This window comes from Mesorhizobium sp. M2A.F.Ca.ET.043.02.1.1 (assembly GCF_003952405.1).
Lineage (GTDB): Bacteria > Pseudomonadota > Alphaproteobacteria > Rhizobiales > Rhizobiaceae > Mesorhizobium.
This window is the reverse complement of the sequence record NZ_CP034445.1, coordinates 2,435,735-2,460,873: the sequence shown is the minus strand read 5'-3', so window position 1 is coordinate 2,460,873 and position 25,139 is coordinate 2,435,735. Positions and strand designations below refer to the sequence as shown.

23 protein-coding genes and 1 tRNA gene are annotated in these 25,139 nt (G+C 64.7%); 17 read left to right on the top strand and 7 right to left on the bottom strand.

The annotated features are described in order from the left end of the window. Positions 1 to 551 precede the first annotated feature (551 nt). Together EJ068_RS11785 and EJ068_RS11780 are read right to left on the bottom strand one after the other, a co-directional pair. The gene (locus tag EJ068_RS11785; RefSeq protein ID WP_126057794.1) at positions 552 to 1,874 is read right to left on the bottom strand and encodes an integrase; all 1,323 of its coding nucleotides are present in this window, start codon (positions 1,872 to 1,874) and stop codon (positions 552 to 554) included. Positions 1,875 to 1,988: 114 nt separating this feature from the next. Then, positions 1,989 to 2,078 (bottom strand) — tRNA-Ser (locus tag EJ068_RS11780). Positions 2,079 to 2,394: 316 nt separating this feature from the next. Between EJ068_RS11780 and EJ068_RS11775 the strand changes: the two genes are divergently transcribed. The 3 genes from EJ068_RS11775 to EJ068_RS11765 all read left to right on the top strand — a co-directional run bounded on the left by EJ068_RS11775 (position 2,395) and on the right by EJ068_RS11765 (position 4,173). After that, a complete protein-coding gene (locus tag EJ068_RS11775) occupies positions 2,395 to 3,090 on the top strand; it encodes a 50S ribosomal protein L21 (protein WP_127249847.1) in 696 nt (231 codons plus the stop codon). A 99-nt stretch (positions 3,091 to 3,189) separates the two neighbouring features. Beyond that, entirely contained in the window at positions 3,190 to 3,459 is a 270-nt protein-coding gene (gene rpmA / locus EJ068_RS11770) for a 50S ribosomal protein L27 (protein ID WP_040991608.1), read from the top strand. Between the two features lie 126 nt (positions 3,460 to 3,585). Then, positions 3,586 to 4,173: a GNAT family protein gene (locus EJ068_RS11765; protein WP_127249846.1), complete on the top strand. Its 588-nt coding sequence runs from the start codon at positions 3,586 to 3,588 to the stop codon at positions 4,171 to 4,173. Positions 4,174 to 4,356: 183 nt separating this feature from the next. On the opposite strand, the gene EJ068_RS11760 is transcribed toward EJ068_RS11765, so the two are convergent. Next, positions 4,357 to 5,220 (bottom strand): endonuclease/exonuclease/phosphatase family protein, encoded by an 864-nt coding sequence (locus tag EJ068_RS11760; protein WP_127249845.1) that lies wholly within the window; start codon positions 5,218 to 5,220, stop codon positions 4,357 to 4,359. A gap of 165 nt (positions 5,221 to 5,385) precedes the next feature. Between EJ068_RS11760 and obgE the strand changes: the two genes are divergently transcribed. The 5 genes from obgE (at position 5,386) to EJ068_RS11735 (ending at position 11,081) form a co-directional block, all read left to right on the top strand. Beyond that, entirely contained in the window at positions 5,386 to 6,417 is a 1,032-nt protein-coding gene (obgE, locus tag EJ068_RS11755) for a GTPase ObgE (RefSeq protein ID WP_127249844.1), read from the top strand. 2 nt (positions 6,418 to 6,419) lie between these two features. Further along, complete coding sequence (gene proB / locus EJ068_RS11750) at positions 6,420 to 7,559, top strand: glutamate 5-kinase (RefSeq protein ID WP_127249843.1); 1,140 nt, start codon at positions 6,420 to 6,422, stop codon at positions 7,557 to 7,559. Between the two features lie 31 nt (positions 7,560 to 7,590). After that, positions 7,591 to 8,877, top strand: a complete 1,287-nt coding sequence (locus EJ068_RS11745) for a glutamate-5-semialdehyde dehydrogenase (protein WP_127386097.1) — start codon at positions 7,591 to 7,593, stop codon at positions 8,875 to 8,877. 83 nt (positions 8,878 to 8,960) lie between these two features. After that, positions 8,961 to 9,548, top strand: coding sequence for a nicotinate-nucleotide adenylyltransferase (locus EJ068_RS11740; protein ID WP_127249849.1), 588 nt, complete (start codon positions 8,961 to 8,963; stop codon positions 9,546 to 9,548). Between the two features lie 246 nt (positions 9,549 to 9,794). Beyond that, entirely contained in the window at positions 9,795 to 11,081 is a 1,287-nt protein-coding gene (locus EJ068_RS11735; RefSeq protein WP_129554538.1) for an MFS transporter, read from the top strand. A 4-nt stretch (positions 11,082 to 11,085) separates the two neighbouring features. On the opposite strand, the gene EJ068_RS11730 is transcribed toward EJ068_RS11735, so the two are convergent. Beyond that, positions 11,086 to 11,937, bottom strand: coding sequence for a mechanosensitive ion channel family protein (locus EJ068_RS11730; protein WP_127253371.1), 852 nt, complete (start codon positions 11,935 to 11,937; stop codon positions 11,086 to 11,088). 242 nt (positions 11,938 to 12,179) lie between these two features. On the opposite strand from EJ068_RS11730, the gene rsfS reads away from it, so the two are divergent. The 8 genes from rsfS to EJ068_RS11685 all read left to right on the top strand — a co-directional run bounded on the left by rsfS (position 12,180) and on the right by EJ068_RS11685 (position 20,723). Beyond that, positions 12,180 to 12,557, top strand: a complete 378-nt coding sequence (gene rsfS / locus EJ068_RS11725) for a ribosome silencing factor (protein ID WP_126080694.1) — start codon at positions 12,180 to 12,182, stop codon at positions 12,555 to 12,557. Between the two features lie 62 nt (positions 12,558 to 12,619). Next, on the top strand, positions 12,620 to 13,102 hold the full coding sequence (gene rlmH / locus EJ068_RS11720; RefSeq protein ID WP_126080695.1) for a 23S rRNA (pseudouridine(1915)-N(3))-methyltransferase RlmH: 483 nt from the start codon (positions 12,620 to 12,622) through the stop codon (positions 13,100 to 13,102). A 144-nt stretch (positions 13,103 to 13,246) separates the two neighbouring features. Further along, positions 13,247 to 14,572, top strand: coding sequence for a murein hydrolase activator EnvC (locus EJ068_RS11715; protein WP_127253372.1), 1,326 nt, complete (start codon positions 13,247 to 13,249; stop codon positions 14,570 to 14,572). Position 14,573: 1 nt separating this feature from the next. Further along, positions 14,574 to 15,905 (top strand): S41 family peptidase, encoded by a 1,332-nt coding sequence (locus EJ068_RS11710; RefSeq protein WP_042645671.1) that lies wholly within the window; start codon positions 14,574 to 14,576, stop codon positions 15,903 to 15,905. A gap of 187 nt (positions 15,906 to 16,092) precedes the next feature. After that, positions 16,093 to 17,283 (top strand): divergent polysaccharide deacetylase family protein, encoded by a 1,191-nt coding sequence (locus tag EJ068_RS11705; protein WP_127253373.1) that lies wholly within the window; start codon positions 16,093 to 16,095, stop codon positions 17,281 to 17,283. A 41-nt stretch (positions 17,284 to 17,324) separates the two neighbouring features. Beyond that, positions 17,325 to 17,840 (top strand): RNA pyrophosphohydrolase, encoded by a 516-nt coding sequence (locus EJ068_RS11700; RefSeq protein ID WP_127253374.1) that lies wholly within the window; start codon positions 17,325 to 17,327, stop codon positions 17,838 to 17,840. A 383-nt stretch (positions 17,841 to 18,223) separates the two neighbouring features. After that, positions 18,224 to 19,372 (top strand): alanine racemase, encoded by a 1,149-nt coding sequence (gene alr, locus EJ068_RS11690; protein ID WP_127386117.1) that lies wholly within the window; start codon positions 18,224 to 18,226, stop codon positions 19,370 to 19,372. Between the two features lie 88 nt (positions 19,373 to 19,460). Then, a complete protein-coding gene (locus EJ068_RS11685) occupies positions 19,461 to 20,723 on the top strand; it encodes a D-amino acid dehydrogenase (RefSeq protein ID WP_127249648.1) in 1,263 nt (420 codons plus the stop codon). Between the two features lie 43 nt (positions 20,724 to 20,766). On the opposite strand, the gene EJ068_RS11680 is transcribed toward EJ068_RS11685, so the two are convergent. Next, positions 20,767 to 22,929: a phosphatidylserine/phosphatidylglycerophosphate/cardiolipin synthase family protein gene (locus tag EJ068_RS11680; RefSeq protein WP_127249647.1), complete on the bottom strand. Its 2,163-nt coding sequence runs from the start codon at positions 22,927 to 22,929 to the stop codon at positions 20,767 to 20,769. After that, on the bottom strand, positions 22,926 to 23,366 hold the full coding sequence (locus EJ068_RS11675; RefSeq protein WP_127249646.1) for a hypothetical protein: 441 nt from the start codon (positions 23,364 to 23,366) through the stop codon (positions 22,926 to 22,928). The genes EJ068_RS11680 and EJ068_RS11675 overlap by 4 nt, the downstream gene beginning before the upstream one ends. Positions 23,367 to 23,599: 233 nt before the next feature. On the opposite strand from EJ068_RS11675, the gene EJ068_RS11670 reads away from it, so the two are divergent. Then, positions 23,600 to 24,172: a hypothetical protein gene (locus EJ068_RS11670; RefSeq protein WP_128314703.1), complete on the top strand. Its 573-nt coding sequence runs from the start codon at positions 23,600 to 23,602 to the stop codon at positions 24,170 to 24,172. On the opposite strand, the gene EJ068_RS11665 is transcribed toward EJ068_RS11670, so the two are convergent. Then, the gene (locus EJ068_RS11665) at positions 24,169 to 25,050 is read right to left on the bottom strand and encodes a LysR family transcriptional regulator (protein ID WP_127249644.1); all 882 of its coding nucleotides are present in this window, start codon (positions 25,048 to 25,050) and stop codon (positions 24,169 to 24,171) included. The genes EJ068_RS11670 and EJ068_RS11665 overlap by 4 nt on opposite strands. Between the last annotated feature and the right edge of the window lie 89 nt (positions 25,051 to 25,139).

Here is a 25,139-nt window from a genome sequence, read left to right as displayed (position 1 = left end):
TCACCGGCACCATATTTGGCAGGGTGACAGTGAACGACAAGATATCAGGCGTTCTTGTCTGGGCTGAACTATGCTTGCAAGCCATAACCCAAAAATCGCCGATCCCTTTGAATTCGAGCCGGATGAATGGGTGTTTCAAAATTTTTGGCGGTTTTAGGCAGAACCCTCCGATGGCCCGCGTACCGGTCAAGCTTCGTGAGCACTTTAGGTTCGTCGATCAGGCATAGGTTTGTATCCCATGCCACATGCTGGCCGTTTGCCTAGTTCGGAAGCCCTCGAGAGGCGTTGCTCGTCTTGGTATGGCGTCGCCCCTTTTTCCGATCCATCGGCCACGGAGCTAGAATGCTGTCTAGCTGTTGCCGCCTACTTGGTCATCCGGCATGGAGATGCCTATATACCGACCTTCGAAAGGCTGGAATACGAGGTCGAACAAATGCGGCGGAAGCTCGGAAATCGCGAGCGAGCGCAGCGCGTGCTGGCCACGCTCAACCTAAATGGCTCGGACAGCTGGAGCCGTGAGGTTGGTTCTCAAGGCCTGGATGGCGCCGCAATCACATTCGCCCGGGCGGGGTAAAAGCGATTTTTTGAAGCCACTCGCGCTTTTGCGCTAACGAAGGTCCCGCGCCGTATTTGGGCCGGATCCATTTGTGGCCCATCAGAGAAGCAATTACCTTCTCCGGCGCCTCAACTGCCGTCAGCCGGTCCTCGAAAGTGTGTCGCAGGCTATAAAGACTATGCTCGGAAGTCGGCAGAAGTTCCTTGCTGGCGAGCACCTTGTTGACGAGCGCTGAAAGTGACGCGGCCTTGTCGCGATAACGAGGAAAGCCGTCCGGATGGAGCTTGATGGCTGCAAGTGCGCCGCCAACCAAGGGAATGTCACGGGCTGAATGACCGGTCTTCAAGCGACGGCCATTGGGGCGCACCCGCACATGCGGGATTTCTTGATCGAGGTGGATTGTTTCGGTGGTGAGGTTTGCCGCTTCAGAAAGCCTGAGTCCGGTATCGGCAATCACATAGATTAGATGGCGGGCTTCGTCATTGAGTCCGTCGAGCGCGCCTTCAGCGAGTATCTTCTCCTGAATGAACTCCGCTGTGAACGCAGCGCGTTGCCCGGGGACGGCGCCGGAAAGACGCAGGTTTCGAAAAACCGGCTCCAGCTTGAGCTGGTGAGTCAGATCGACGACGCGCAGCATTTTCGAAACATGGCCGATGTCCTTGTTGGCCGTACCGATATCAAGTCCATCCTCAACGATCCGCTTTTGCCACCACTCGCGGAACGCGATTGCGTCGTCCCGAGTGAGGCTTGCGATCTCCTTGTCGCCAATGACTCCAACCAGATTGGCAACTGCGCGCTTTTTGGGGTTACGCCATTTCTTGATTTGGTTAGGCGACATGGTCAGCAAGTTCTGTTGCTCGATCGTCTCGAATTCCTTGATAAGACCGCTCAGGCGGACCGCTGGCCGCTTCTCCCCACCCATGACGGCCGAGACGTCCTGCGCGTCCTCGATCGATTTTTTGTCGAGGAGCAGCTTGATACGGGCCATGAGTTCGTCGAGCGGCCCCGCTGCTAGTTCCTCGTTAGAGCGATAGGCCAATCCAAATGACCGCGCGCGCTTCCTCGCGGCTTCGAAACGCAGCCCCGCCTCGGCGGATTGGCCTTCCCGCAGTCTACGCCAATACGCCTCCAGCCCCGCGCCGAGGCTTTGCACTGCATCTCGCGCCCGTACACCGCGGGGATCGTCAGCCACGGCGACGCCCGTGGAAATGCGTACTAGGCAGCGGCGATCAAACGCCGCGAATTCCTTCGGCACCCTGCGGACGAGATACCAGATGCCTTCACGTTTATGCGGCTTTGGCGCTGCGGAACGTCGCATTATCTTTCTCTAATGTTACACAGTTTGTTACACAGTCTAAGATAAGTTTCGCTTCGCGCTGGTCAAGCGCAACAAGGAAGCTTTTGAAAGGAAACGATTATTATGGAAGCTAAATGGCGGAGAGGGAGGGATTCGAACCCCCGATACCCTTGCGAGTATGCCGCATTTCGAGTGCGGTGCATTCGACCACTCTGCCACCTCTCCGCGAGGTCATGGTCGGCCGTTGCCGGCGCGGCGCACTAGATAACGGCTGACTGCTGGAGTTACAAGGCCCTATTCGAGCGAATTCCAGCTTCCGCGAAAAGCAGAGGCGACGGCACACCCGCCTCCTTTGCTCGGCGTGTCGTCCGGGGCAGGCCTGTTTGCCTTGACTCCATCGCAACCTTCGGTTAGGGACAGCCCGCATTCGGCGTGGAGGCTCTTCCGCGCCGCTTGTTTTTTGAACCCGCAGACTGACAAAAAGACGGCCGAACCGCCAGAGGCGGTTCATCGAGGCCGACCGAACAGCGAAAGGCAAAAAATGTTCGCAGTCATCAAAACGGGCGGCAAGCAGTATCGCGTCGCCGCCAACGATCTCCTGAAGATCGAGAAACTCGAAGCCAAGGTCGGCGATATCGTCGAGATCGGCAATGTGCTCGCGCATGGCGAGGGCGAGAATGTCACCTTCGGCGCGCCGTTCGTCGATGGAGCCATGGTCACGGCGGAAGTCGTCGAGCAGGGCAAGAACCGCACCGTCATCGCTTTCAAGAAGCGCCGCCGCCAGAATTCGCGCCGCAAGATCGGCCATCGCCAGCTGCTGACCACCGTCCGGATCGCCGAGATCCTGCTGGGTGGCGCCAAGCCGTCGAAGAAGGCTGCCGCGAAGCCGGAAGCCAAGGCAGAGGCGAAGGCTGAAGTCGCCGCCGAGGCGAAGGCCGAGGTGGCTGTGAAGGAGCCGAAGGCCAAGAAGGAAACCAAGGCCGAGGCCGCTGCCGGCGAAGAGGCCAAGGCCGCGCCGCTGTTCAAGGCGCCGAAGGGCGAGCCGGACGACCTGACCGTGATCAAGGGCATCGGCCCGGTGGCGGCGAAGGACCTCGCCGAACAGGGCATCATCACCTTCGCGCAGCTCGCCAAGCTCACCGACAAGGATGTCGCCAAGATCGACGAGCACATGCCGTTCAGCGCCGACCAGATCAAGGACTGGCGCGAGCAGGCCAAGGAACTGGCGAAGAAGTAATTTTTCCGGCGACGATCGTCGCCGGTACGGACTTGAAACGGAACGCGAACGCGTTCATAAGACCATTCAAGCGCCTCAGGGCGCATCGGAGTTAGTCAAATGGCACACAAGAAAGCTGGCGGTTCGTCGCGCAATGGTCGCGATTCGCACTCCAAGCGTCTGGGCGTGAAGAAGTTCGGCGGCGAAGCCGTCGTCGCCGGCAACATCATCATTCGTCAGCGCGGCACGCAATGGCATCCGGGCACCAATGTTGGCATGGGCACGGACCACACCCTTTTTGCGCTCGAAGCCGGCGCAGTCACCTTCAACAAGAAAGCCAACGGCCGAACCTACGTATCGGTGAACCCGATTACCAAAGCAGCGGAGTAGCCGGTTCCGCACCATAACACCGGCGCCCATCTCGGGAACCGGTGTCCGGCTAGGCCAGGAAAAGGATCAGGAGAGATGGGCTCGCCCTCTCTCCTTTTTCATTTTTTCTTGCCCTGGAGGACTAAAATGGTTGCCGAAGCGGAAGACACCGAAGACGAAAGTTATGCGATCGATTGCCCGGCGCTGGCCACAGAGCGGCTGGTCATGCGCGCCCCGCGCGAGAGCGATCTCGAGCAACTCGTCACGCTAGCCGACAACCGACATGTCGCCGAAATGCTGGCCCGCATGCCGCACCCCTATGGCGAGGCCGAGGGCCGCACCTTCCTTGCCATGGCGGCGTCGCGGCGCGCCGGCATCGTCTATGCGCTGACGCTCAGGGAGAGCGACACTTTCGTCGGCTGCGCCGGCCTGAACACGACCGACCGCGGCCTGGAGCTCGGCTACTGGATCGGCGAGCCCTATTGGAAGCGCGGCTACGCCACCGAAGCCGCGCATGCACTGGTCGACCTCGCCTTCCAGCGGACCTCTATTCAGGTGCTGCATGCCTCGACCCGGGTGATCAATCCGGCCTCGCGGCGGGTGATCCACAAATGCGGCTTCCAGTATGCTGGCCAGGGCATGCTGAACTCAATCGTCGCCGGCCAGGTGCCGGTCGAGCGTTACCGCTTGGATCGCAAGACGTGGAACAGTCTTCGCAACTGGATCCATTATTGATGGGTGCTTCGGAAGGTTGAGCGGCGCGCCTCACCGGATTGCCAACCGAATTGCGAAGGGCAATTCGGGTCAATCCGACCGGTCTCCAAGGGGGAGAGGAGCAGGTAAGCGCCGGCGCCAACCTCTTCTCCCCTCGGGGAGAAGGTGGCCGCGTAGCGGCCGGATGAGGGGGAGTCCCGCGACTCAGCCCAGTTCGGCCCAGAGCGGGAGGTGGTCGGAGCCGACGGCGTCCCGGTCGGACCACAGGCGCTGCAGCGATCTGGCGAGCGAGGCGCTGGTAAAGATGTAGTCGATGCATTTGTGGCGGCTCTTGTCGTCGGGCCGCTCAGGATCGACCCAGGTGATGAGGTCGGCGACCGCCAGACGCTGGGCGACGTCGACGGCGAGATCGGCGGTCAGCGGCATGCCGAACTCATGATCCGGCCGGCCGGCAAGCTCGACATATTCGGGCGAGCCCGGCAGCATGTTGAAGTCGCCCATGACGATGAAGGCTTCCGGGTAGGGCAGGTCCGGCAGGCCGATCTCGGGGATGCCCGACAGGCCGCCGCCTTCCAGCGCATAGTTCAGGAGGCGCTGGCGCAGGAAACGGATCTGGCCCTGGCGCTCGACCGGGCTGCGGTGGTCGAGATGGGTGGAATAGAAGCGGATGAAGCCAAGCGGCGTCTCGATCAGCGCTTCCAATGCGCCACGCTGGAAGTTCATGGTCTCGAGGCTGCGGCTGCGCGGCAGAAGGAGATTGCGCGACAGATGAATGGGCGTCTTCGACAGCACCATGTTGCCGAGTTGGAAGGTCCGGGTGACGGCGCGGCCGGCGTCCACGCGCGAGCCGACATTGACCTCGAAATTGCTGCCATAGGCGGCAAAATAATCGGGCAGCGCCTCGCTGATCTCGGCCACCATGTCGCGGTCGCCGTTGCGCGGGTTGTTGCGGGTCACTTCCTGCAGCGCGATGACATCGGCGCCGCGCACCGCGTCGGCGATGCGCCCGACATCGTATCTACCGTCGAGGCCGATGCCGTACTGGATGTTGTAGGTGACGATCTTCATTTCCGCGCCCCTCCAATCACGTCCCCGCAACAGTGCTATCGCGTCCCCGGCTAAAGGGCATCAGGCGCTTTAGTCGCAAAACGGGCCTCGCCCTTAGCTCCGCCTTGGTTTAAGGCATGCCTTAGAGCAATCGCTCATGGACATCAGCAGAAACTTGAAAATCCGATGAAATTCCTCGACCAGGCCAAGGTTCACATACGTTCCGGCGACGGCGGCGCCGGATCGGTGTCGTTCCGGCGCGAGAAATTCATCGAGTTCGGCGGTCCGGACGGCGGCGATGGCGGCCGCGGGGGCGATGTCTGGGCGGAAGCGGTCGACGGGCTGAACACGCTGATCGACTATCGCTACCAGCAGCATTTCAAGGCCAAGACCGGCATGCACGGCATGGGCCGCAACATGACCGGCGCCAAGGGCGCCGACATCACGCTGAAAGTGCCGGCCGGCACCCAGATCTTCGCCGAGGACAATGAGACGCTGATCTGCGACCTGACCGTGGTCGGCCAGCGCTTCCTGCTGGCCAAGGGCGGCAATGGCGGCTTCGGCAACCAGCATTTCAAGACTTCGACCAACCAGGCGCCGCGCCGCGCCAATCCCGGCCTGCCTGGCGAGGAGCTCAGCATCTGGCTCAGACTCAAGCTGATCGCCGATGCCGGCCTGGTCGGGCTGCCCAATGCCGGCAAGTCGACTTTCCTGGCCGCCGTCACCGCGGCCAAGCCGAAGATCGCCGACTATCCGTTCACCACGCTCTATCCCGGCCTTGGCGTCGCCCGCATCGACGGCCGCGAATTCGTGCTGGCCGACATTCCAGGCCTGATCGAGGGCGCGCATGAGGGCGTCGGCATCGGCGACCGCTTCCTCGGCCATGTCGAGCGCACGCGCGTGCTGCTGCACCTGGTGTCGGCGCAGGAGGAAAATCCCGGCAAGGCCTACAAGACGGTGCGCGCCGAGATCGAGGCCTATGGCCATGGGTTGACCGACAAGGTCGAGATCGTTGCGCTTTCCCAGGTCGATATTCTCGAAGCGGAGGCTCGCAAGAAGAAGGCGGCCTCGCTGAAGCGCGCCGCCGGCCGCGCGCCGCTGCTTCTGTCGGCCGTCACCGGCGAAGGCGTCGAGGCGGTTTTGCGGGCGCTGATGGCGGTGGTTGCCGAATCTCGCGACGCCGTGCCGGCTCCCGTCGAGACGCGCTGGCAGCCATAACGATGAAGTCGCTCAAATCCTACAAACGCATCACGGTGAAGATCGGCTCGGCGCTGCTCGTCGACCGAGCGACGGGCTTGAAGCGCGACTGGCTGACCTCGCTTGCCGGCGACATCGCTGTGCTTGCCGAGGCCGGCGCGGAAGTGCTGGTCGTTTCTTCAGGTGCGATCGCGCTGGGGCGCACCCTTCTCGGCCTAGGCAAGCGCGCGCTGAAGCTCGAGGAGAGCCAGGCCGCCGCCGCCGTCGGCCAAATCGCGCTTGCCGGCGCCTGGTCGGACGCGCTCGGCAAGGATGGGCTGAAATCCGGCCAGATCCTCCTGACGCTTGGCGACACCGAGGAGCGCCGCCGCTATCTAAACGCGCGCGCGACGATCTCGACGCTGCTCAAGATGAAGGCGGTGCCGGTCATCAACGAGAACGACACGGTTGCGACCTCGGAAATCCGCTATGGCGACAATGACCGGCTGGCGGCTCGCGTTGCGACCATGATGGGCGCAGACCTTTTGGTGCTGCTCTCCGACATTGACGGGCTCTACACGGCGCCGCCGGCCAAGGACCCCAGGGCCAAATTCATTCCGGTGGTCGATCGCATCACGCCCGACATCGAGGCGATGGCGGGCGCTGCCGCGTCCGAATTATCGCGCGGCGGCATGCGGACAAAACTCGACGCCGGCAAGATCGCCAATGCCGCCGGCACGGCGATGATCATCACCTCGGGCACCAGGCTCTCGCCGCTGATGGCGATCGAGCGCGGCGAGCGCGCGACCTTCTTCAAGCCGAGCGCCAATCCGGTGAAGGGCTACAAGAGCTGGATCGCCGGGCAGCTCGAGCCGGCCGGCCGGCTCACCGTCGATACCGGCGCCATCGGCGCGCTGAAGTCCGGCAAGTCGCTGCTGCCGGCCGGCGTGAAACTGGTCAGCGGCAATTTCTCGCGCGGCGACACGGTGGCGATCCTGTCGCCGGAGGGTCGCGAGATCGCGCGCGGGCTGGTTGCGTATGACGCCGCCGATGCCGTAAGGATCGCGGGTCTGAAGACGGCCGAGATCGAAAACGTGCTCGGCTACGAGGCGCGTTCGGCGATGATCCATCGCGACGACCTTGTGGTAAGCGTCGCCGGCGACCACGTATTGGCCGACGACTAAGTATTGACTGACGACGAGGCGGAGGATGACCATGCTGAAGCTGCATGAAAAATCCGGCGAAGACACGATTGTGCTGATGGCCGATATCGGCCGTCGCGCCCGCGCCGCCGCCCGACCGTTGGCTATCGCCTCCACCAAGGCCAAGAATGCCGCGCTCGCCGCCATGGCTGATGCCATCCTGCGCAACGAGCGGGCGATCCTCGACGCCAACGCCATCGACATGTCGAATGGCGAGGAGGCGGGGCTGTCCGGCTCCTTCATGGACCGGCTGAAGCTTACCCCCTCGCGCATCAAGGCGATGGCCGACGGCATTCGCGAGATTGCCGCGCTCAAGGATCCTGTCGGCGACGTCATCGCTGAATGGGACCGGCCGAACGGGCTGCATATCGAGCGCGTGCGCACGCCGCTCGGCGTTATCGGCGTCATCTATGAGAGCCGGCCGAATGTGACGGCGGATGCCGGCGCGCTTTGCCTCAAGGCCGGCAATCCGGTGATCCTGCGCGGCGGCTCGGATTCGCTCAATTCGTCGTCAGCTATCCATGCCTGCATGGTCGAGGGGCTGAAGGCGGCCGGCCTGCCGCAGGATGCCATCCAGCTGGTGCCGACCACCGACCGTGCCGCCGTCGGCGAGATGCTGAAGGGCTTGAGCGGCAATCTCGACGTCATCATCCCGCGCGGCGGCAAGAGCCTGGTCGGGCGCGTGCAGACCGAGGCGCGGGTGCCGGTCTTCGCGCATCTCGAAGGCATCTGCCACCTCTATATCGACCGCTCGGCCGATCTCGACATGGCAGTGAAGATCGCCGTCAACGCCAAGATGCGGCGCACCGGCGTCTGCGGCGCGGCCGAGACGCTTCTGGTCGACCGCGCTGTGGCCTCCAAGCATCTGGTGCCCATCCTCGAAGCGCTGCGGGCCGCCGGCTGCGAGATCCATGCCGATACCGAGGTGATGAAAGCCTTCGCCGGCGCCAGTCCGGCGACCGATGCCGACTGGGTGACGGAATATCTCGACGCCATCATCGCGGTGAAGCTGGTCGACGGCGTCGGCGAGGCCATCGAGCATATCGAGACCTTCTCCTCGCACCATACCGAGGCGATCATTGCCGAGGACGCGCAGGCGGTGGAAAAATTCTTCAACGAGATCGACTCGGCGATCCTCCTGCACAATGCCTCGACACAGTTCGCCGATGGCGGCGAGTTCGGCATGGGCGCCGAGATCGGTATCGCCACCGGCAAGATGCATGCGCGCGGGCCGGTCGGCGTCGAGCAGCTGACCTCGTTCAAATACCGCGTGCGCGGATCGGGACAGGTGAGGCCTTGACCTTTTTCGCCCGGCAGGCCTGAGGGAGGCCAAGGCGAATGCTTTCGCAAGCCGAGCAGACTGTCCCGGCCCGTTACTTTCGCATGCCGCACGCCGCCAGGGGCCTGACGGTCGGGCTGTTCGGCGGATCGTTCAATCCGCCGCATGCCGGCCATGCGCTGGTCGCCGAGATCGCGCTGAGAAGGCTGGCGCTCGACCAGCTGTGGTGGATGGTGACGCCTGGCAATCCGCTGAAAAGCGCGCGGGAACTCGCGCCGCTCGCCGAGCGCATCGAGCTCTCCGAAAAAATCGCCAGGAATCCCAGGATGAAGGTCACCGCCTTCGAGGCAGCGCAGCATGTGCGCTATACCGCCGACACGCTGGCTCTGGTCAAGGCGCGCAATCCGGGTGTCGATTTCGTCTGGATCATGGGCGCGGACTCGTTGCGGGATTTCCACCGCTGGCAGCGCTGGCGCGAGATCGTGCTGACCTTCCCGATCGCGGTCATCGATCGCCCGGGCGCGACGCTCTCCTTCCTGTCGTCGGTCGTCGCCAAGACCTTCGACTATGCCCGCATCGACGAGGGCGACGCGCCGCTGCTTGCCCGCATGCAGGCGCCGGCCTGGACCTTCATCCACGGGCCGCGCTCGTCGCTGTCCTCCACGGCGATCCGCAAGGCCGCGAAGGGCTGAGCGCCCTCCTTCTCCCCTTGTGGGAGAAGGTGGATCGGCGCGTAGCGCCGAGACGGATGAGGGGTGCTCCAGCTTGGCCAACGCGCCCGTCCAAAGCCATAAACGCCGGCGTATCGCTGCGCTGGAACACCCTCATCCGTCTTGCCGCTTCGCGGCAATCCACCTTCCCCCACAAGGGGGGAGGGAGGCGTGCGATGTCGCTTTTGCGGCGGCCCTTAGCTCTCCGGTAAGCGATGCTGACAAGCGATGCTGGAGAAAACCCCCACCACGACCGACGCCGTCCGCGCCGAACAACCGGCGCCGCTGATCGCGATTGCCAGCGTCATCGTGTCGATGGCGCTGATCGCGATCGGCAATGGGCTGATGTTCGCCTACATCCCGGTGCGGCTCGGCGCCGATGGCTTCGACCCGACCTGGGCCGGGCTGATCGTCACCGGGCTTTCGGCGGGCGGACTGGCCGGCTGCATCCTGACCGGGCCGCTGGTGCGGCGCGTCGGCCACGCCCGCGCCTTCATGGTGCTTTCGGCGCTGATCGCGCTTTCCAACGCGGCGATCGGCGCCGGGCCGATCCCGCTTTTGTGGATCGCCGCGCGGGCGCTTTACGGCTTCGCCATCTGCGGGCTGTTCATCGTCGCGCAGAGCTGGCTGAACGATGCCTTGCCGAATTCGATCCGCGGCCGGGTGATGGCAGTGTTCTATGTCGCTTATATTGCCGGGCTGGGCGTGGGTTACGCGACGCTCGCCTTGGTCGACATCCACTCGGCCGCCGCGTCGCTGATCGGCATCACCTTCACCGCGCTCTCCATCCTGCCGGTCGGCATGACCAGGCTTGCGCAGCCGCCGGCGCCGCAGGCGGCGTCGGTCGCGCTGCGCCGCGCCTGGCGCATCTCGCCGGTCGGCGTCGCCGGCATGCTGGCGGTTGGCGGCCTGTCGATGATCGTTTCCGGCTTCGCGCCGATCCACGCCACCGCCAAGGGCTACAACCAGGCCGATGTGGCGCTGCTGTTGTCGGCCATGCCGGTCGGCACGCTGATCCTGCAGATTCCGCTCGGCTGGATTTCGGACCGCACCGACCGGCGCTACGTGCTGGCCGGGGCGGCGGCGCTGGCGGTCGTCGCCAGCACCTTGGCCATCGTCTTCGACGGCGGCGCGCTGGTGGCGCTGGTGGTGATCTATCTGATCTGGGACGGGGCGTCGGAATCGATCTACGCGCTGTCCAGCGCGCATGCCGCCGACCGGGCCGCCAAGGACGAGCTTCTGGCGCTGTCGAGCTCGATGCTGTTTGCCTGGTCGCTGGCCGGCTTCATCGTGCCCGGCATCGTGACGGCGCTTTCCGCCGTCTTCGGCACCGCGACCTTCATCTATGTCGGGATCGTGATTGCGTCGGCCTTCTGCCTGTTCGTGCTGTGGCGCGTGGCGGCGGGCCGGCCGACACCCGCGGCCACAAGCGGCAGTTTCGCGCCGATGTCGGCGCAGACGCCGCTGCCGGTGGAACTCGCCTTCGCGCCGGACGATAAGCCCCGCCAGGATTGAGCCGCTACTGCTTGCGCGCTTCCGGCGCCGGCACTTCCGGCGGCGGCAGCGGGATCGAGATGCCTTCCCTGTCGAAGGCCTGCTTGGCGCGCTTGGTCATGTCGATCTGTGTCGAGAAATAGTCGGCGGCCGATGTCCAGTAGCGCAAGGTGAGCGAAACCGTCGCGTCGCCGACACTGGCGATGAAGGCGATCGGAGGCGGTTCGCGCCGGATGCGCCTTTCGGCGCCGGCGATGGCAAGCAGCGTCTTCTGCCCGCGGTCGATATCGTTCCACGAACCGATGCTCAAGGTCACGTCTGTGCGGCGCACGCCGTTGCGGGTGAAGTTGCGCACCGGCTGGTTCCACAAAGTCGAATTGGGCGCCAGTATGTAGACGCCCTCGGCGGTGCGCAGCTTGGTGGCGAAGAGGCCGATCTCCTCGACAGTGCCCGCAATCGCGCCGACCTCGACATTCTCGCCGATGCGGAAGGGCCTGAGCGCCAGAAGCATGATGCCGGCGGCGATGTTCTGCAGCGTGCCCTGTAATGCCAGTCCGATGGCCAGGCCGGCGGCGCCGATCGCGGCGATGATGGAGGCCGTCTGCACGCCGAACTGGCCAAGCACCATGATGACGACAAGGATCAGGATAGCGTAGCGCACGACCTGGGAGAAGAAATGCCGCAAGGTCTCGTCGAAGCCGTGGATGTGGCCGAGGCCGGCATAGATCGACCGTTCGGCAAGCCCGGCGACGAGGTAGCCGAGAACCAGCAGGATCACGGCGCCGATGGCCGAGAAGGAATAGGAAACGATCAAGGTGCTGAGCTGCGCGAGCCCGGCCTGGATGGTGATGAGGGCGCTTTGCGGGTCGGTGGGCATGGCGGGGATCCCGTTGGTCGGTGCGCCGATAACCCGCGCATTCCGGATCAGTTCCCGCTTTTCAGGCACTGCTAAAACAGCGGTCCGGACCAGGCGCGGCCGAGCAAAAGCGGCCGTCGTCTTGAAACTGCAATGGAACTCTGCCTATCTAAGTGGTGTCACCTGATTTGCATGGTGATTTGGTTGTTCTTGTTGGGAAAGGAAACACACTGAGAACAGCACTGCGGAAGAAGGCTGATATCATGCCTTCGCCGGCCGGGATCAGCGGCAACGCCGCCGCTAGCCTCGCCATCGACACAGTCCTTGCCAGTCTGGAAGACTCCAAGGCCGAAAACATCGTCTCAATCGACATCCAGGGAAAATCGAGCCTCGGCGACTATATGGTCATCGCCTCGGGCCGATCGCACCGTCATGTCTCGGCTGTCGCCGATCATCTCCTCAAGGCGCTGAAAGATGCCGGTCTCGGCAATGCGCGCGTCGAGGGGTTGGCCAGCGCCGACTGGGTCCTGATCGATTCGGGCGACATCATCGTCCATGTCTTCCGCCCCGAAGTCCGCGAATTCTACAATCTCGAAAAGATGTGGCAGGCGCCGGACCTCGAGGAAGAGACCTTGCACTGAGCCTTGATCCGCGTGCCGTGAACCATCACGGTATGCGCTGAGACAAGCTCGCCGGGGCGAGGATGAAGATCACCGTTCATGCCGTGGGCCGGATGAAGACCGGCCCCGAGAGAGAACTCGCCGACCGCTATTTCGAGCGCTTCGCCAAGAGCGGGCCCGCGGTCGGGCTGGAATTTGCCGGCATTGTCGAGGTCCCCGAAAGCCGCGGACAGAGCGCCGACGAGCGCCGCCGCGAGGAAGCCCAGAAGCTTCAGGGCCTGTTGCAGGCCGGAACCGTCCTCATCCTGCTTGATGAGCGCGGCAAGTCGCTTTCGTCGGAGGACCTTGCCGCCCGCATCGGCCAGTTGCGCGACGGCGGCCGCAAGTCGCTGGTCGTCGCCATTGGCGGCGCCGATGGCCATGACAAATCCTTACGCGAGCAGGCGGACCTGGTGCTGTCGTTCGGCGCGCTGACCTGGCCGCATCAGTTGGTGCGCGTGATGCTGGGCGAGCAGCTCTACCGGATCGGGACGATCCTGGCGGGTCATCCCTATCATCGGTCGTGAATGGCGCTTGCCATCTCCAAAAGCTGGGGATTGCTTATCCCGGCTCGGATTTTCGCCTCAAAGGCTGAACATCACTGCTGGAGTAGGGCGCTTCCAACATGGTTGATGGTTCGTTAACGAAGCGGCGGATAGGTTAGGGGCCTGATGTCTGAAGGCTGGTACCCGATCATACGCGCCTGGCGCAGCCGCTGCGGCTTGACCCTTGTCGCCGCCGTGGTCGCGCTCGGGCCGGTCCGGGCGACCGAGAACACGCTGGACGCGGCGCCGGATCCCGATCAGAGCCGGACCGAATACGAGCAGGTCTCCAAGGAGATCACGCTGTCATCGGAGCGGCTGGCCAAGCTCGCCGCCGACATCGCCTCGGTGCGCAAGGATTATGCCTCGATCACCGCGGCGCTGATTCAGTCGGCTATGACGGAGCAGAAGCTTGGCCAGGACATCGAGGACATCGGCGCCAAGCTCGAAGGGCTGAAGGACGAGGAACAGAAGCTGCGCGCTTCACTCATGGCGCGGCGCGACGTGCTGGCCGAAGTGCTCGGCGCGCTGCAGCGCATGGGGCTCAATCCGCCGCCGGCGATCCTGGTCAAGCCGGAAGACGCGCTGTCGTCGGTGCGCAGCGCCATCCTGCTCGGCGCCGTGGTGCCGGAACTGCGCCAGCAGACCGACCGGCTGATGGCCGATCTCAAGGAGCAGACGCGGGTGACGGCCTCGATCGAGGCGGAACGGGCGCGGCTCACCGCCGCCGTCACGGACCAGACGGCGGAGAAGAAGCGGCTCACCATGCTGCTCGAGGCCAAGAAGAAGCTGCAGGCCGATACCCAGACCGCGATGGCGGCCGAGCAACGGCACTCGCAGGAGCTGGCGGCGAAGGCGAGCAGCCTCAAGGACCTGATCGCTTCGCTCGAAGCCGACAAGGCGCAGGACCAGGCCAAGGCGGGCGAGCGGAAATCGACCGACAGCGACACGATGGCCTCGACGACCGAGCTCGCCGCGTTGCCGGTGCCGGAGGCCAACCGCCTCACGGGGTCGGCGCCGTTTTCGGCCTTGCAAGGCCAGATCGCGCTGCCGGTCATCGGCAAGATCAAGCGGCGTTTCGGCACCGACGATGGCAATGGCGCGGCGATGCAGGGCGACATGGTTGCGACACAATCGGGGGCCATCGTCACCGCACCGGCGGATGGAAACGTGCTTTATGCGGGGCCGTTTCGCAGCTACGGTCAACTCTTGATCCTCAATGCGGGCGATGGGTATCATGTCGTCCTGGCGGGGATGAGCAGAATCAGCGTCGCGACCGGACAGTCGGTGCTCGCAGGAGAGCCGATCGGCGCGATGGGAGAGGCCCGGGTGGCAAGCACCTCGGCCTCGCGGAATGAAAATTCGGCGTCGGAACTCTATGTCGAGTTCCGCAAGGATGGAAAACCCGTCGATCCGGCCCCATGGTGGGCGGATCGATTCTCTGGAAGGACGTGAAATGATGCGGAAACTGTCGCTTCTGTTTGCCGGCGCGCTGATGGGCGCATCGGCAATGAGCCTGGTCTACGGCACACCGGGTTCGGCGGCGAATGCTGCGGGTTCGGAAACCTACAAGCAGCTGGCGATCTTCGGCGACATCTTCGAGCGCGTGCGCGCGAATTATGTGACGCCGCCGGACGACAAATCGCTGGTCGAGAATGCCATCAACGGCATGCTGGCCTCGCTTGACCCGCACTCCTCCTACATGAATGCCGAGCAGGCGCAGGACATGCGCGTGCAGACCAAGGGCGAGTTCGGCGGCCTCGGCATCGAGGTCACCATGGAGAACGACCTGGTCAAGGTGATCACGCCGATCGACGATACGCCGGCCGCCAAGGCGGGCGTGCTTGCCGGCGACTATATCGCCAAGATCGACGGCGAAGAGGTTCGCGGCCTGACCCTCAATGACGCGGTCGAGAAGATGCGCGGGCCGGTCAACACGCCGATCAAGCTCACCATCCTGCGCCAGGGTGCCGACAAGCCGATCGAGCTGACGGTGGTGCGCGACATCATCAAGGTCAAGGCGGTGAAGTACCGGGTCGAGAACGACATCGGCTACATGAAGATCACCTCCTTCACCGAAAAGACCTATGACGATCTCGAGAACGCCATCGAGAACATCAAGAAGCAGGTGCCGAACGACAAGCTGAAGGGCTATGTGCTCGACCTGCGCCTCAACCCGGGCGGCCTGCTCGACCAGGCGGTGAGCGTGTCGGACGCATTCCTCAAGCGCGGCGAGATCGTTTCGACGCGCGGCCGCGATCCGAAGGACGTCACCCGCTTCGACGCCAAGCCGAAACAGGTCGACGACATCAACGGCAAGCCGATGATCGTGCTGGTCAATGGCGGTTCGGCAAGCGCCTCGGAAATCGTCGCCGGCGCGCTGCAGGATCTGCGCCGCGTCACGGTGGTCGGCACGCAATCCTTCGGCAAGGGCTCGGTGCAGACCATCATCCCGCTCGGCGAGAATGGCGCGCTCCGGCTGACGACCGCGCTCTATTACACGCCGTCGGGCAAGTCGATCCAGGGCAAGGGCATCACGCCCGACATAAAGGTCGACCAGCCGCTGCCGCCGGATCTGCAGGGCCGCGACCTGACTCGTGGCGAATCCGACCTCAAGGGCCACATCAAGGGCGCCGACGAGAGCTCGACCGGCTCTGGCTCGGCCGCCTATGTGCCGCCAGATCCGAAGGACGATCTGCAGCTGATCTATGCCGAGCAGCTGCTGCGCGGCGAGAAGACCGATCCGGCCTTCCCTCCGAACCCTGACAAGGCCGTGCTGAACCAGTAAGGCCGTCACGGCCGGAGCAAGGCTCTGGCCCGCCAAGCGAAGCAATGCGATGCTGCCGGGACCGCGAGGTCCCGGCAGTTTGATTCGGGGACCGCGGCTGGGGCGCCACGCGTCTGGGGTATCGCGCCGAGGATTGCGCAGGATTTCACGTTTAACGTGACATTCACGGGCGTGTTGGGAACTTAACTTGGCAGACATCGGCAAGGATATCGAACGCCCGCTTGGACAGAAGCTCCAGCCCAAGCGGCGTGCTTCTCGCGGCATCAGCGGCGGCACGCTTGCCGCTGTGCTGGCCGTGCTTGCCGTGATCGGCGTTTCCGGCGCGATCGCGTTGCGCGACAAGCCGTTCCGTAAACCGCAAGACGTGGCGGTTTCCACGCCGAAGGTTGTCGCGGCCCCCACCACACCCGCGCCGCCTGCCGCACCGGCTCCGGTTGCGGCCGCGACGCCGCAGGCCAGCACCCCGATGAAGAGCGGCGGGCCGCAGATCATCCACGTCCAGACCGAGGAAGGCGACAGTCCGCCGAAAGCGGCGATCGTCATCCGCGATCCGTCGACGCTCGGCCAGAACCTCAAGGTCGCGCATATCCCGGACGGGGCGCTGATCGAGGCCAGCGAGACCGGTCCGCTGCCGATGCGCTCCGCCGATGGCAGGCGGCCCTTCGACGTCTATGCCCGGCCGTGGTCGGGCGCGCGCGGCGCACGGGTGGCGATCGTGATCGGCGGGCTCGCCGTCTCGCAGACCGGCACGCAGGCCGCGATCGCCAAGCTGCCGGCCGAGGTGACGCTGGCCTTTGCGCCGCAAGGCAACAGCATCGGCCGCTGGATGCAGGCGGCCAGGCAGAGCGGGCATGAGATCGTCATGCAGGTGCCGCTCGAGCCGTTCGATTATCCCAACGTCAATCCCGGCCGCAACACGCTGACGGTGTCGGCCAGCGCGGACGAAAACCTGAAGAGCCTGCATTGGGCGCTGTCCAGGACCACGAACTATACCGGGGTCATGAACTATATGGGGGCGCGCTTCTCGGCCGATGCCTCGGCGATGGAGCCTTTCATGGCTGAGCTCGGCAAGCGCGGCCTTGCCTATATCGATGACGGCTCGTCTTCGCGCAGCGTCGCGCCTGACCTGGCGCTGAAGGACGGCATGCCGTTCGTCGCCGGCGACATGGCGATCGACGCCGTGCAGGACCGCGGCGAAATCCTCAAGAAGCTGGACAGCCTCGAAGCCACGGCGCGGGCCAAGGGCAGCGCAGTCGGCATCGGTTCGGCCTTCGACATCACCGTCGACACTGTGACGTCCTGGATCGCTGAGGCGAAGAAGCGCGGCATCGAGATCGTGCCGATCTCGGCTGTGGCCATAGATCCGCAAAAGGGCTAACGCTACCCGCCTCGCTGCATTCAATCCTGGAACGCTGACCCATGGCCAAGACGATCGATCCCGAAACGCTGCCTTACCGTCCCTGCGTCGGGCTGATGATCCTCAACAGAGCCGGCCTGGTCTGGGTCGGACACCGCATCGCCGAGCCGGACAGCGAGTTCGCAGGCACCACGCAGCTCTGGCAGATGCCGCAAGGCGGCATCGACAAGGGCGAGGAGCCGATCGAGGCCGCGGGCCGCGAGCTCTATGAGGAAACCGGCATGCGCAGCGTGTCGCTGCTTGCCGAGGCGCCGCGCTGGATCAATTACGACCTGCCGCCGCATCTGGTCGGCGTCGCCTTCAAGGGCCGCTATCGCGGCCAGACGCAGAAATGGTTCGCCTACCGCTTCGAGGGCGATGAGAGTGAGATCGCGATCAATCCGCCGCCCGGCGGCCACACGGCCGAATTCGACGAATGGGCCTGGCGGCCGATGCGCGAGCTGCCCGAGCTGATCGTGCCGTTCAAGCGCAAGGTTTATGAGCAGGTGGTGGCAGCGTTCCAGCATTTGACTCGCTAGACGTGGCAGGCTTGCTTCCAACTACGTTCGGCAAGCGAAGAGGTTGGCACCGTAGTCGAGATCATGCTTTGTTAATGCGGATGCGCCGCAGGCAAAGAGGCAAACATGAACCACGCGCGGCAAGCGCACTTTAGCGGAGCGTCGGCGCTGCCCCTCATCGCCCTGCCGGGCACTTCTCCCCGTATGGTGACGGGGAGAAGGGGCTGGCCGCAGCCTCGGCGCGCTTCTTGCGACGTTGGTGATTGGCGAAATCGGCGGCGACAGCGCCCCTCTCCCCGTCACTATACGGGGAGAGGATGCCGGCAGGCAGGTGAGGGGCGGCGCCAGCGTCCAAAGTCGTGCGTCGCCGCAACAATTGCAAACCGCCTGCGACGATTGCCTTGATGAGTGATGCCGAAGTGACTTCGCTGCAAACAGTCGCTGCCAATGGTTCGACGGTCAGCGAGGCGGCCGCCGGCGCGATCCTGACGATCGATCTTGGCGCCATCCGGGAAAACTATCGCCGGTTGAAGGCGCGGCTGGGCGGCGTTCGCTGCGCCGGCGTGCTCAAGGCAGACGGCTATGGACTTGGCGCCGCCCAAGTGGCCTCGGCGCTGGCGAAAGAGGGCTGCGACATCTTCTTCGTCGCGCTGCCCGACGAGGGCATCGCGCTGCGCAACGCGATCGGGCCCGGACCTGACATCTTCGTGCTGAACGGACTGCCTCCGGGTTCGGAACCGGAAGCGCAAGCGGCCGGACTTTGCCCGGTCGTCAACAGCGCCGTCCAGCTGAAGGCCTGGCGCCAGGCCGCGCGGAGCGCGGGCCGGAGCCTGCCTGCCGCCATCCAGGTCGATAGCGGCATGGCCCGGCTCGGCATGGCGCCGACGGACGTCGAGGCGGTCGCGGGCGAGGCCGGCGCCTTCGACGGCATCGACATCCGTTTCGTGATGAGCCATCTCGCCCGCGCCGACGAGCCCCAACAGGCGGCCAACGAGAAGCAGCGGCACGAATTCGACCGATTGCGCAAGATGCTGCCCGCGGCGCCCGCCTCCCTGGCCAACTCGTCGGGCATCTTTCTCGGACCTGCCTATCATTACGATCTCGCCCGTCCCGGAGCCGCGCTCTACGGCGTCAACCCGACACCCCACGAAGCCAATCCGATGCTGCCGGTGATAAGGCTGGAAGCCAAGGTGGCGCAAACGCGTGAGATCGGCGCCGGCACAGGCATCGGCTATGGCCACACCCACCAGGCGGACGGGCCGCTCAGGCTGGCGACCATTTCGCTGGGCTATGGCGACGGCTGGCACCGGCGCGCCGCCTCGGCCGCCTGGTTCGAGGGCGTGCGTTTGCCCTTCGTCGGGCGCGTGTCGATGGATTCGATCATCCTCGACATTTCGGCGCTTCCGGCAGGCAGGCTCGGCGAGGGCGACCTCGTCGAGCTCATCGGCCCCTCGCAAAGCGTCGACGACGCGGCCGGCCACGCCGGCACCATCGGCTACGAGATACTGACCAGCCTGGGCACGCGCTTCCACCGCCGCTACGTCGGCGCCTGACCGCGCCCCTTGGCGGGCGCCGCAAAATCCGGCACACAGATGAACGAGCCACAGCGCCTCCGCGTGCACGGCCCTTGAGGGAGATAGAATGAAAGTCATCGTGCTGGGCGGCGGCGTGATCGGGGTCACCACCGCCTACTTCCTCACCGAGGCCGGTCATGAAGTGACCGTCTACGATCGCCAGCCGGGGCCGGCGCTCGAAACCAGCTTCGCCAATGCCGGCGAAGTGTCGCCGGGCTATGCCTCGCCCTGGGCCGGGCCGGGCGTTCCGATCAAAGCCGTCAAATGGCTGTTGACGAAATACGGCCCGCTGGTGGTGCGGCCGGCGTTCGACCCGAATATGTGGACCTGGCTGCTGAAGATGCTGCGCAACTGCACGGCCGAGCGCTATGCGCTCAACAAGTCGCGCATGGTGCCGCTTGCCGAATACAGTCGCGACACGCTGAAGGCACTGCGCGAGGCGACCGGCATCACCTACGACGAACGGGCCAAAGGCACGCTGCAGCTCTTCCGCAAGCAGAAGCAGCTCGACGGCACCGGCGGCGACGTCGAGGTGCTGAAGAAATACGGCGTGCCCTACGAGATCCTCGACCGCGACGGCTGTGTCGCCGCCGAACCGGCGCTCGCCGCCGTGCGCGACAAACTCGTCGGCGGCCTCAGGCTTCCGGGCGACGAGACCGGCGATTGCAAGATGTTCACCGACAAGCTTGCTGAGCTCTGCGTGGCGCGGGGCGTGACCTTCGAATACGGCTCGACCATCCGGAAAGTCGTCAGGAACCGGAACCGCCTCACCAATGTGCTCACCGACAGCGGATGGAAATCCGCCGACGCCTTCGTGATGGCGCTGGGCAGCTATTCGGCGCAATTCATGCGCAAGCTGGGACGACCCATTCCGGTCTATCCGGTCAAGGGCTATTCGATCACCGTGCCGATCACCAATGCCGAGGCCGCGCCGGTGTCGACCGTGATGGACGAGACCTACAAGGTGGCGATCACCCGGCTCGGCGACCGCATCCGCGTCGGCGGTACGGCGGAGATTTCGGGCTATGATCTTCGCCTGCATGAATCGCGCCGCCGCACGCTCGAACACTCGGTCGGCGATCTTTTCCCCGGCGGCGGCGATCTCAAGGCGGCGAGCTTCTGGTGCGGCTTGCGGCCGATGACGCCGGACGGACCGCCCTTGGTCGGACTGAGCGAGGTCGCCAATCTCTATCTCAACACCGGCCACGGCACGCTCGGCTGGACCATGGCCTGCGGCTCGGCCAAGGTGCTGGCCGACATCATGTCCAACCGGGTCCCGGAGATCAACGCGCGCGATCTGAGCCCGGAGCGGTATCTGAAACCTATTTAAGCGCGCTGCTCGGTATGGAATCGAGACGGCGCGCTTCAATCCCTCAGAACGCCTCTCTGACCCAATTGTCGCTGAACAGCAGGCGGTAGGCCCAGCCGATCGTGACATTGGTGGCGACCGGCCGTGAATGCGCAACGTAATCCTGGTAGATCGGCTTCATCCTGGCGTAGAAGGCCGGATCGAGCACGACCATGCCGTTCTCCGAGTCATGGAAGAAGCTGCGGTTGTTGAGGTTGACCGATGAGATGGCGACCAGCCTTTCGTCGATCATCATGATCTTGGAATGCAGCACGACGTCGGGCGCCTTGAACTCGCGGATGTCGATGCGATCGCCATATTTCTCGACGAACAGCTTGTTGAGCGCAGTGAGGAAGCGGCCACCGATATCGCCCTTGAGGTCGATGCGGCCGACGACGTCGATCTTCACGCCCCTGGCCAGCGCCCCGTCGAAGGCGCGGGCGATATCGGGCGTCAGGTTGAGGTAGGGATTGACGATCTCGATGCGATGCTCGGCGGTGTCGATCAGCTCGACGAAATAGGCCTCCAGCGCGTGCCCATCCTCATAGGGCACGGAAATGAAATGCCGCGCCACGCCGCGCGGGGCCGCCCGGGAACGGACCGGAATGGAGAACGGCCGCGACAGGTTGGTGTCGGCGTCGCGCAGCCAGATGGTCGACAGATGCGCGGCCAGCGTCTCGACCGTCGCCGGGTCGGCGATCTCCATATCGAAGTCGCTCCAGTTGGAATAGTAATTCAGCGAGAAGCCGTCGGTCTTGCCGTATTGCTCGAGGTCCGGATAGCGGGTCAGGTCGACCGGCCGATGGAACAGGAAGCCGTCATGGATGTTGCGGCCGCCGATGATGACGCGCGAGCGCCCGGGCTGTTCGGCCAGCGTCGCCAGCATCTTGACGTGATGGGTCTTGTGCAGCTGTGAAATCTGCTCGTCGAACGGCGCGCCGTGATCGGCCTGCCAGCGATATTCCTGCAATTCGACATTGGGAAACTCCGATGCCAGGCGGTGGAGCATGGCGTCGTCCTTCTCCCGCTCGAGCACGTCGGTCACCAGGATGCGCACCTTGGTGCCGAGCGCTGCGTGATGGCGGATCAGCCGCTCCATCACGCGGCCGGAGAAATCCGCCTTGAATTCCAGTGACGACAGATAGATCAGCCTGAGTTTCGGGGCGTGGGAGAAATCGAGCGGCAGCTCTGGGTCGGCTTTGTCGAAGGCGCTGTCCGGCAGCCTCTTGCCGAGCAGGGCCTCGACCTTGGCATTGAAGCCGTCGCGCGACTTGCGCAGCAGGGTCGGCGATCCCAGCGGCAGCGCGCAGGTCTGCGACAGCCAGCGGCTCGCATAAAAGACACGGTCGAGTTCTTCCATCCCCGCCGGATCGGGCACCGGGCAGCGGTCGTAGCGGCTGTCCAGAGCCGTGATCCAGGGATCGGCGGTCTCCTCGCGCAGCAAGGTCAGCGGCGCGCCCGCCGGCGCCAGGGCGGAGCCGACGCGCAGATCGCAGCGGGTCAGTGCCTGGTCCGGAAACAGGCTGACGGAGGTTTCGGCGACCGGGAGGCTCAAATGGAATGGCGCGGCCGCGGCGACGGTCATGGATCGGCCTGGTGCGCGGATCGCGAGCCGGCCGTTGCAGGTGCCGCCGATGTCGACAGGCTGCTGGCCTGCCTGGCGCAGCACGATCTCGACCGAGCGCGCCTGCAGGCCGGAGAAGCTGAAGGTCTTGGGCGCCGAGGGCCGCGCGGCGGCATCGAGATAGAGGGTCTGGCGAGACATGCGCCAGCGCCCCGCGAAATGGGCTTGGCCCGGCTTGCCTGGGGTGGGCGCGAGTTCCGTGTCGTCGAGCGGCCTCGCTAACCCTTGCAGCGCCGGATAGGTCGCATGGAAGCCGCTGTTCTGGACATCGCGCCAGTCGCGGCCGAAGCGGCCAGTGCCGTTGGCGCGGTCGAGCGCATCGAGACGGCTCTGGGCGAGCAGCGCCTGGAACCGTTTCTCGTAGGCGCTGTTGCCGTCGCTGGCGAAATAATGCGCTGTAGCGATCCCGGCGCCGGTGCTGTCCGCCGAGACGGGCAGGCGGTCGCAGGCGTCGTCGCCCGGAAAGAAGGCGCAGGCCGAATGTCCGGGCATGCCGGCGCAGCCGGCCAGCACCGTCAGCGCCAGTCCAAGCAATGCCTTGGCGACGGCAGACCCGAGGCTCATCCGGCTGCTCCGCTCACGGCTTTGAGCTCGGCGGGGTCGCGCGGCGGCAGGAAGCCTTGCGGAAAGATCCGGCAGACGGGAAAGGCGAAGGTGGCGATCAGAAGTTCGGCCTCGTTGCGCATCTTGCGCGGCGCCGTCCTGTCGTCTCGAATTTTCCGCGCTGAAGCGACCAGCTCGCCGTCGCAGTCGCAATGATTGTGTCTTGCAATGTAGCAGGCGTCATGGACCCGGCACGCGGCATCGAGGCGGTCGACGGGCCTTGCCGACAGATCGCCGGTGCGCGTGCCCGGGCCGCAATAATTGCCGATGACGAAAGGCGAGGGCCGCGACATGGCATAGCGGACCGGCTTCGGCAGCTCCGCCTCCGGAACCTTCGCCCAGGGATTGGCGCAGTCCGACAGAAAAAGCAGCGGCAGAATGGCAAGAACGGCTCGCATTTCCCCGCCGGCGTTTCGAAGATTATCCCCAGAGCGTTTCACCGTTTCACCGTTTCACGGAAACGGCGAACCGCTCTATCTTTTTGTTCTGACGCAATTCCTAGAATTGCTTTGGCGCCCGGTCACGGCATGACCAGGCGCGCAGGTGCCACAGTGGCTGAATTTGTGGCGCAGGCAAGGCGGCAACGACCAACTGCCTGTGATAAGATCGGCGGCAGCGAGGGGACTTTGCAATGCGTCTTTTTCCAGTGGCGGCGACCGCATATCTGGCCTGCGCCGCGGCGGCGCTTGCCGCGGACAAGACCTTTCATGATAGGGAACACGGCTTTTCGCTGACCTATCCCGAGGAATGGGCGAGTGAAACCGCCTTTGACAACACCATCCGGCTCAAGCTCAAATCCGGCGAAAAAGGCCTGACCTGCAGGGTTTCGCAAAATGCCTACGATCCGACCGCTCCGGACAATCCGCCTGATGTCAGGGCGTTCATGGAGAAAGACTGGCAGATGAGCAACTGGCAGACCACGGTCGGCGTCGCCTATCAGTCTGCCAGCTTCAGCCAGGACAGGCTGGCGCATTTCGCGGACGGCTATCCGGTGCGGATCGCCGATATGGATTTCCACTATGCCGATGACAATGTCAGCTTCTACGGCCATTCCCGCATCGCGCTGACGTTGCGCAGCTCGCATTACGGCTTCATCGATTGCGGGGTCACCGGCGACAGCGCCGATGAGGCGACGCGCAAATGGGCGCCGCTTGCGGATCAGGCCGACAAGATCGTGAGCTCGTTCGTGCTCGACGCGGATTAGGCGAACAGGCCGCGTTCGCGTTCCACCGCCTTGGTGATGAAGTTGGCGACGAGCTGGACGCGGCGCAGCGGTCGCACCGATTCATGATAGACCAGCCAGTAGGCGCGGCGGATCGGCGCGACGATGTCGACCGGTACCAGCTCCGGCATCGAACGGGCGACGAATGTGTGCAGGATGCCGATGCCGGCGCCGGAGCGCACCGCTTCGGCCTGGCCGAGCGCCGAGGAGATGGCGAAGCTGGTGCGCCATTCGGGGCTGAATTCGGCGGCATAGTCGAGCGAAGGGCTGACGATGAGGTCCGGCACATAGCCGATCAGTGTGTGCCGGGCGAGCTCGGCCGGCGTTTTGGGCAGGCCATTGGCCTCGGCATAGGCGCGGGAGGCGAAGAGGCCGAGCGTGTAATCGACCAGCTTGCCAGCCACCAGCCGGCCTTCTGTCGGCCGCTCGACGGTGATCGCGATATCGGCTTCGCGCCTGGACAGCGAGAAGGAGCGCGGCACCGGCACAAGCTGGATGGTGAGCTCACGGTGCTGCGCGGTCAGTTCGCCCAGCCGCTTTGCCAGGAAGGCGACGCCAAATCCGTCGGGCGCGCCGATGCGCACGGTTCCCGAAACGTCGTCGCCCTCGCCGGCAATGGTCGAGCGCGCGGCGATCATATCTCCTTCCATGCGCTCGGCGATGTCGAGGAAGCGTTCGCCGGCCGGCGTCAGCTCGCTGCCGGTGGTCAGGCGGCGGAAGAGCTTTGTGCGAAGCGCCTCCTCGAGCGCGGCGATGCGGCGCGAGACGGTGGCGTGGTTGAGCTCCAGGCGTTTCGCTGCGCCAAGGATCTGGCCGGCTCGCGCCACGGCGAGGAAAATGCGGACGTCATCCCAGTTCATGGGGGTGGTCCTGGTGATAACAACCAAGGCCGCGTTCTGTCGCGCCCCCCTCTGTCCTGCCGGACATCTCCCCCACGAGGGGGGAGATT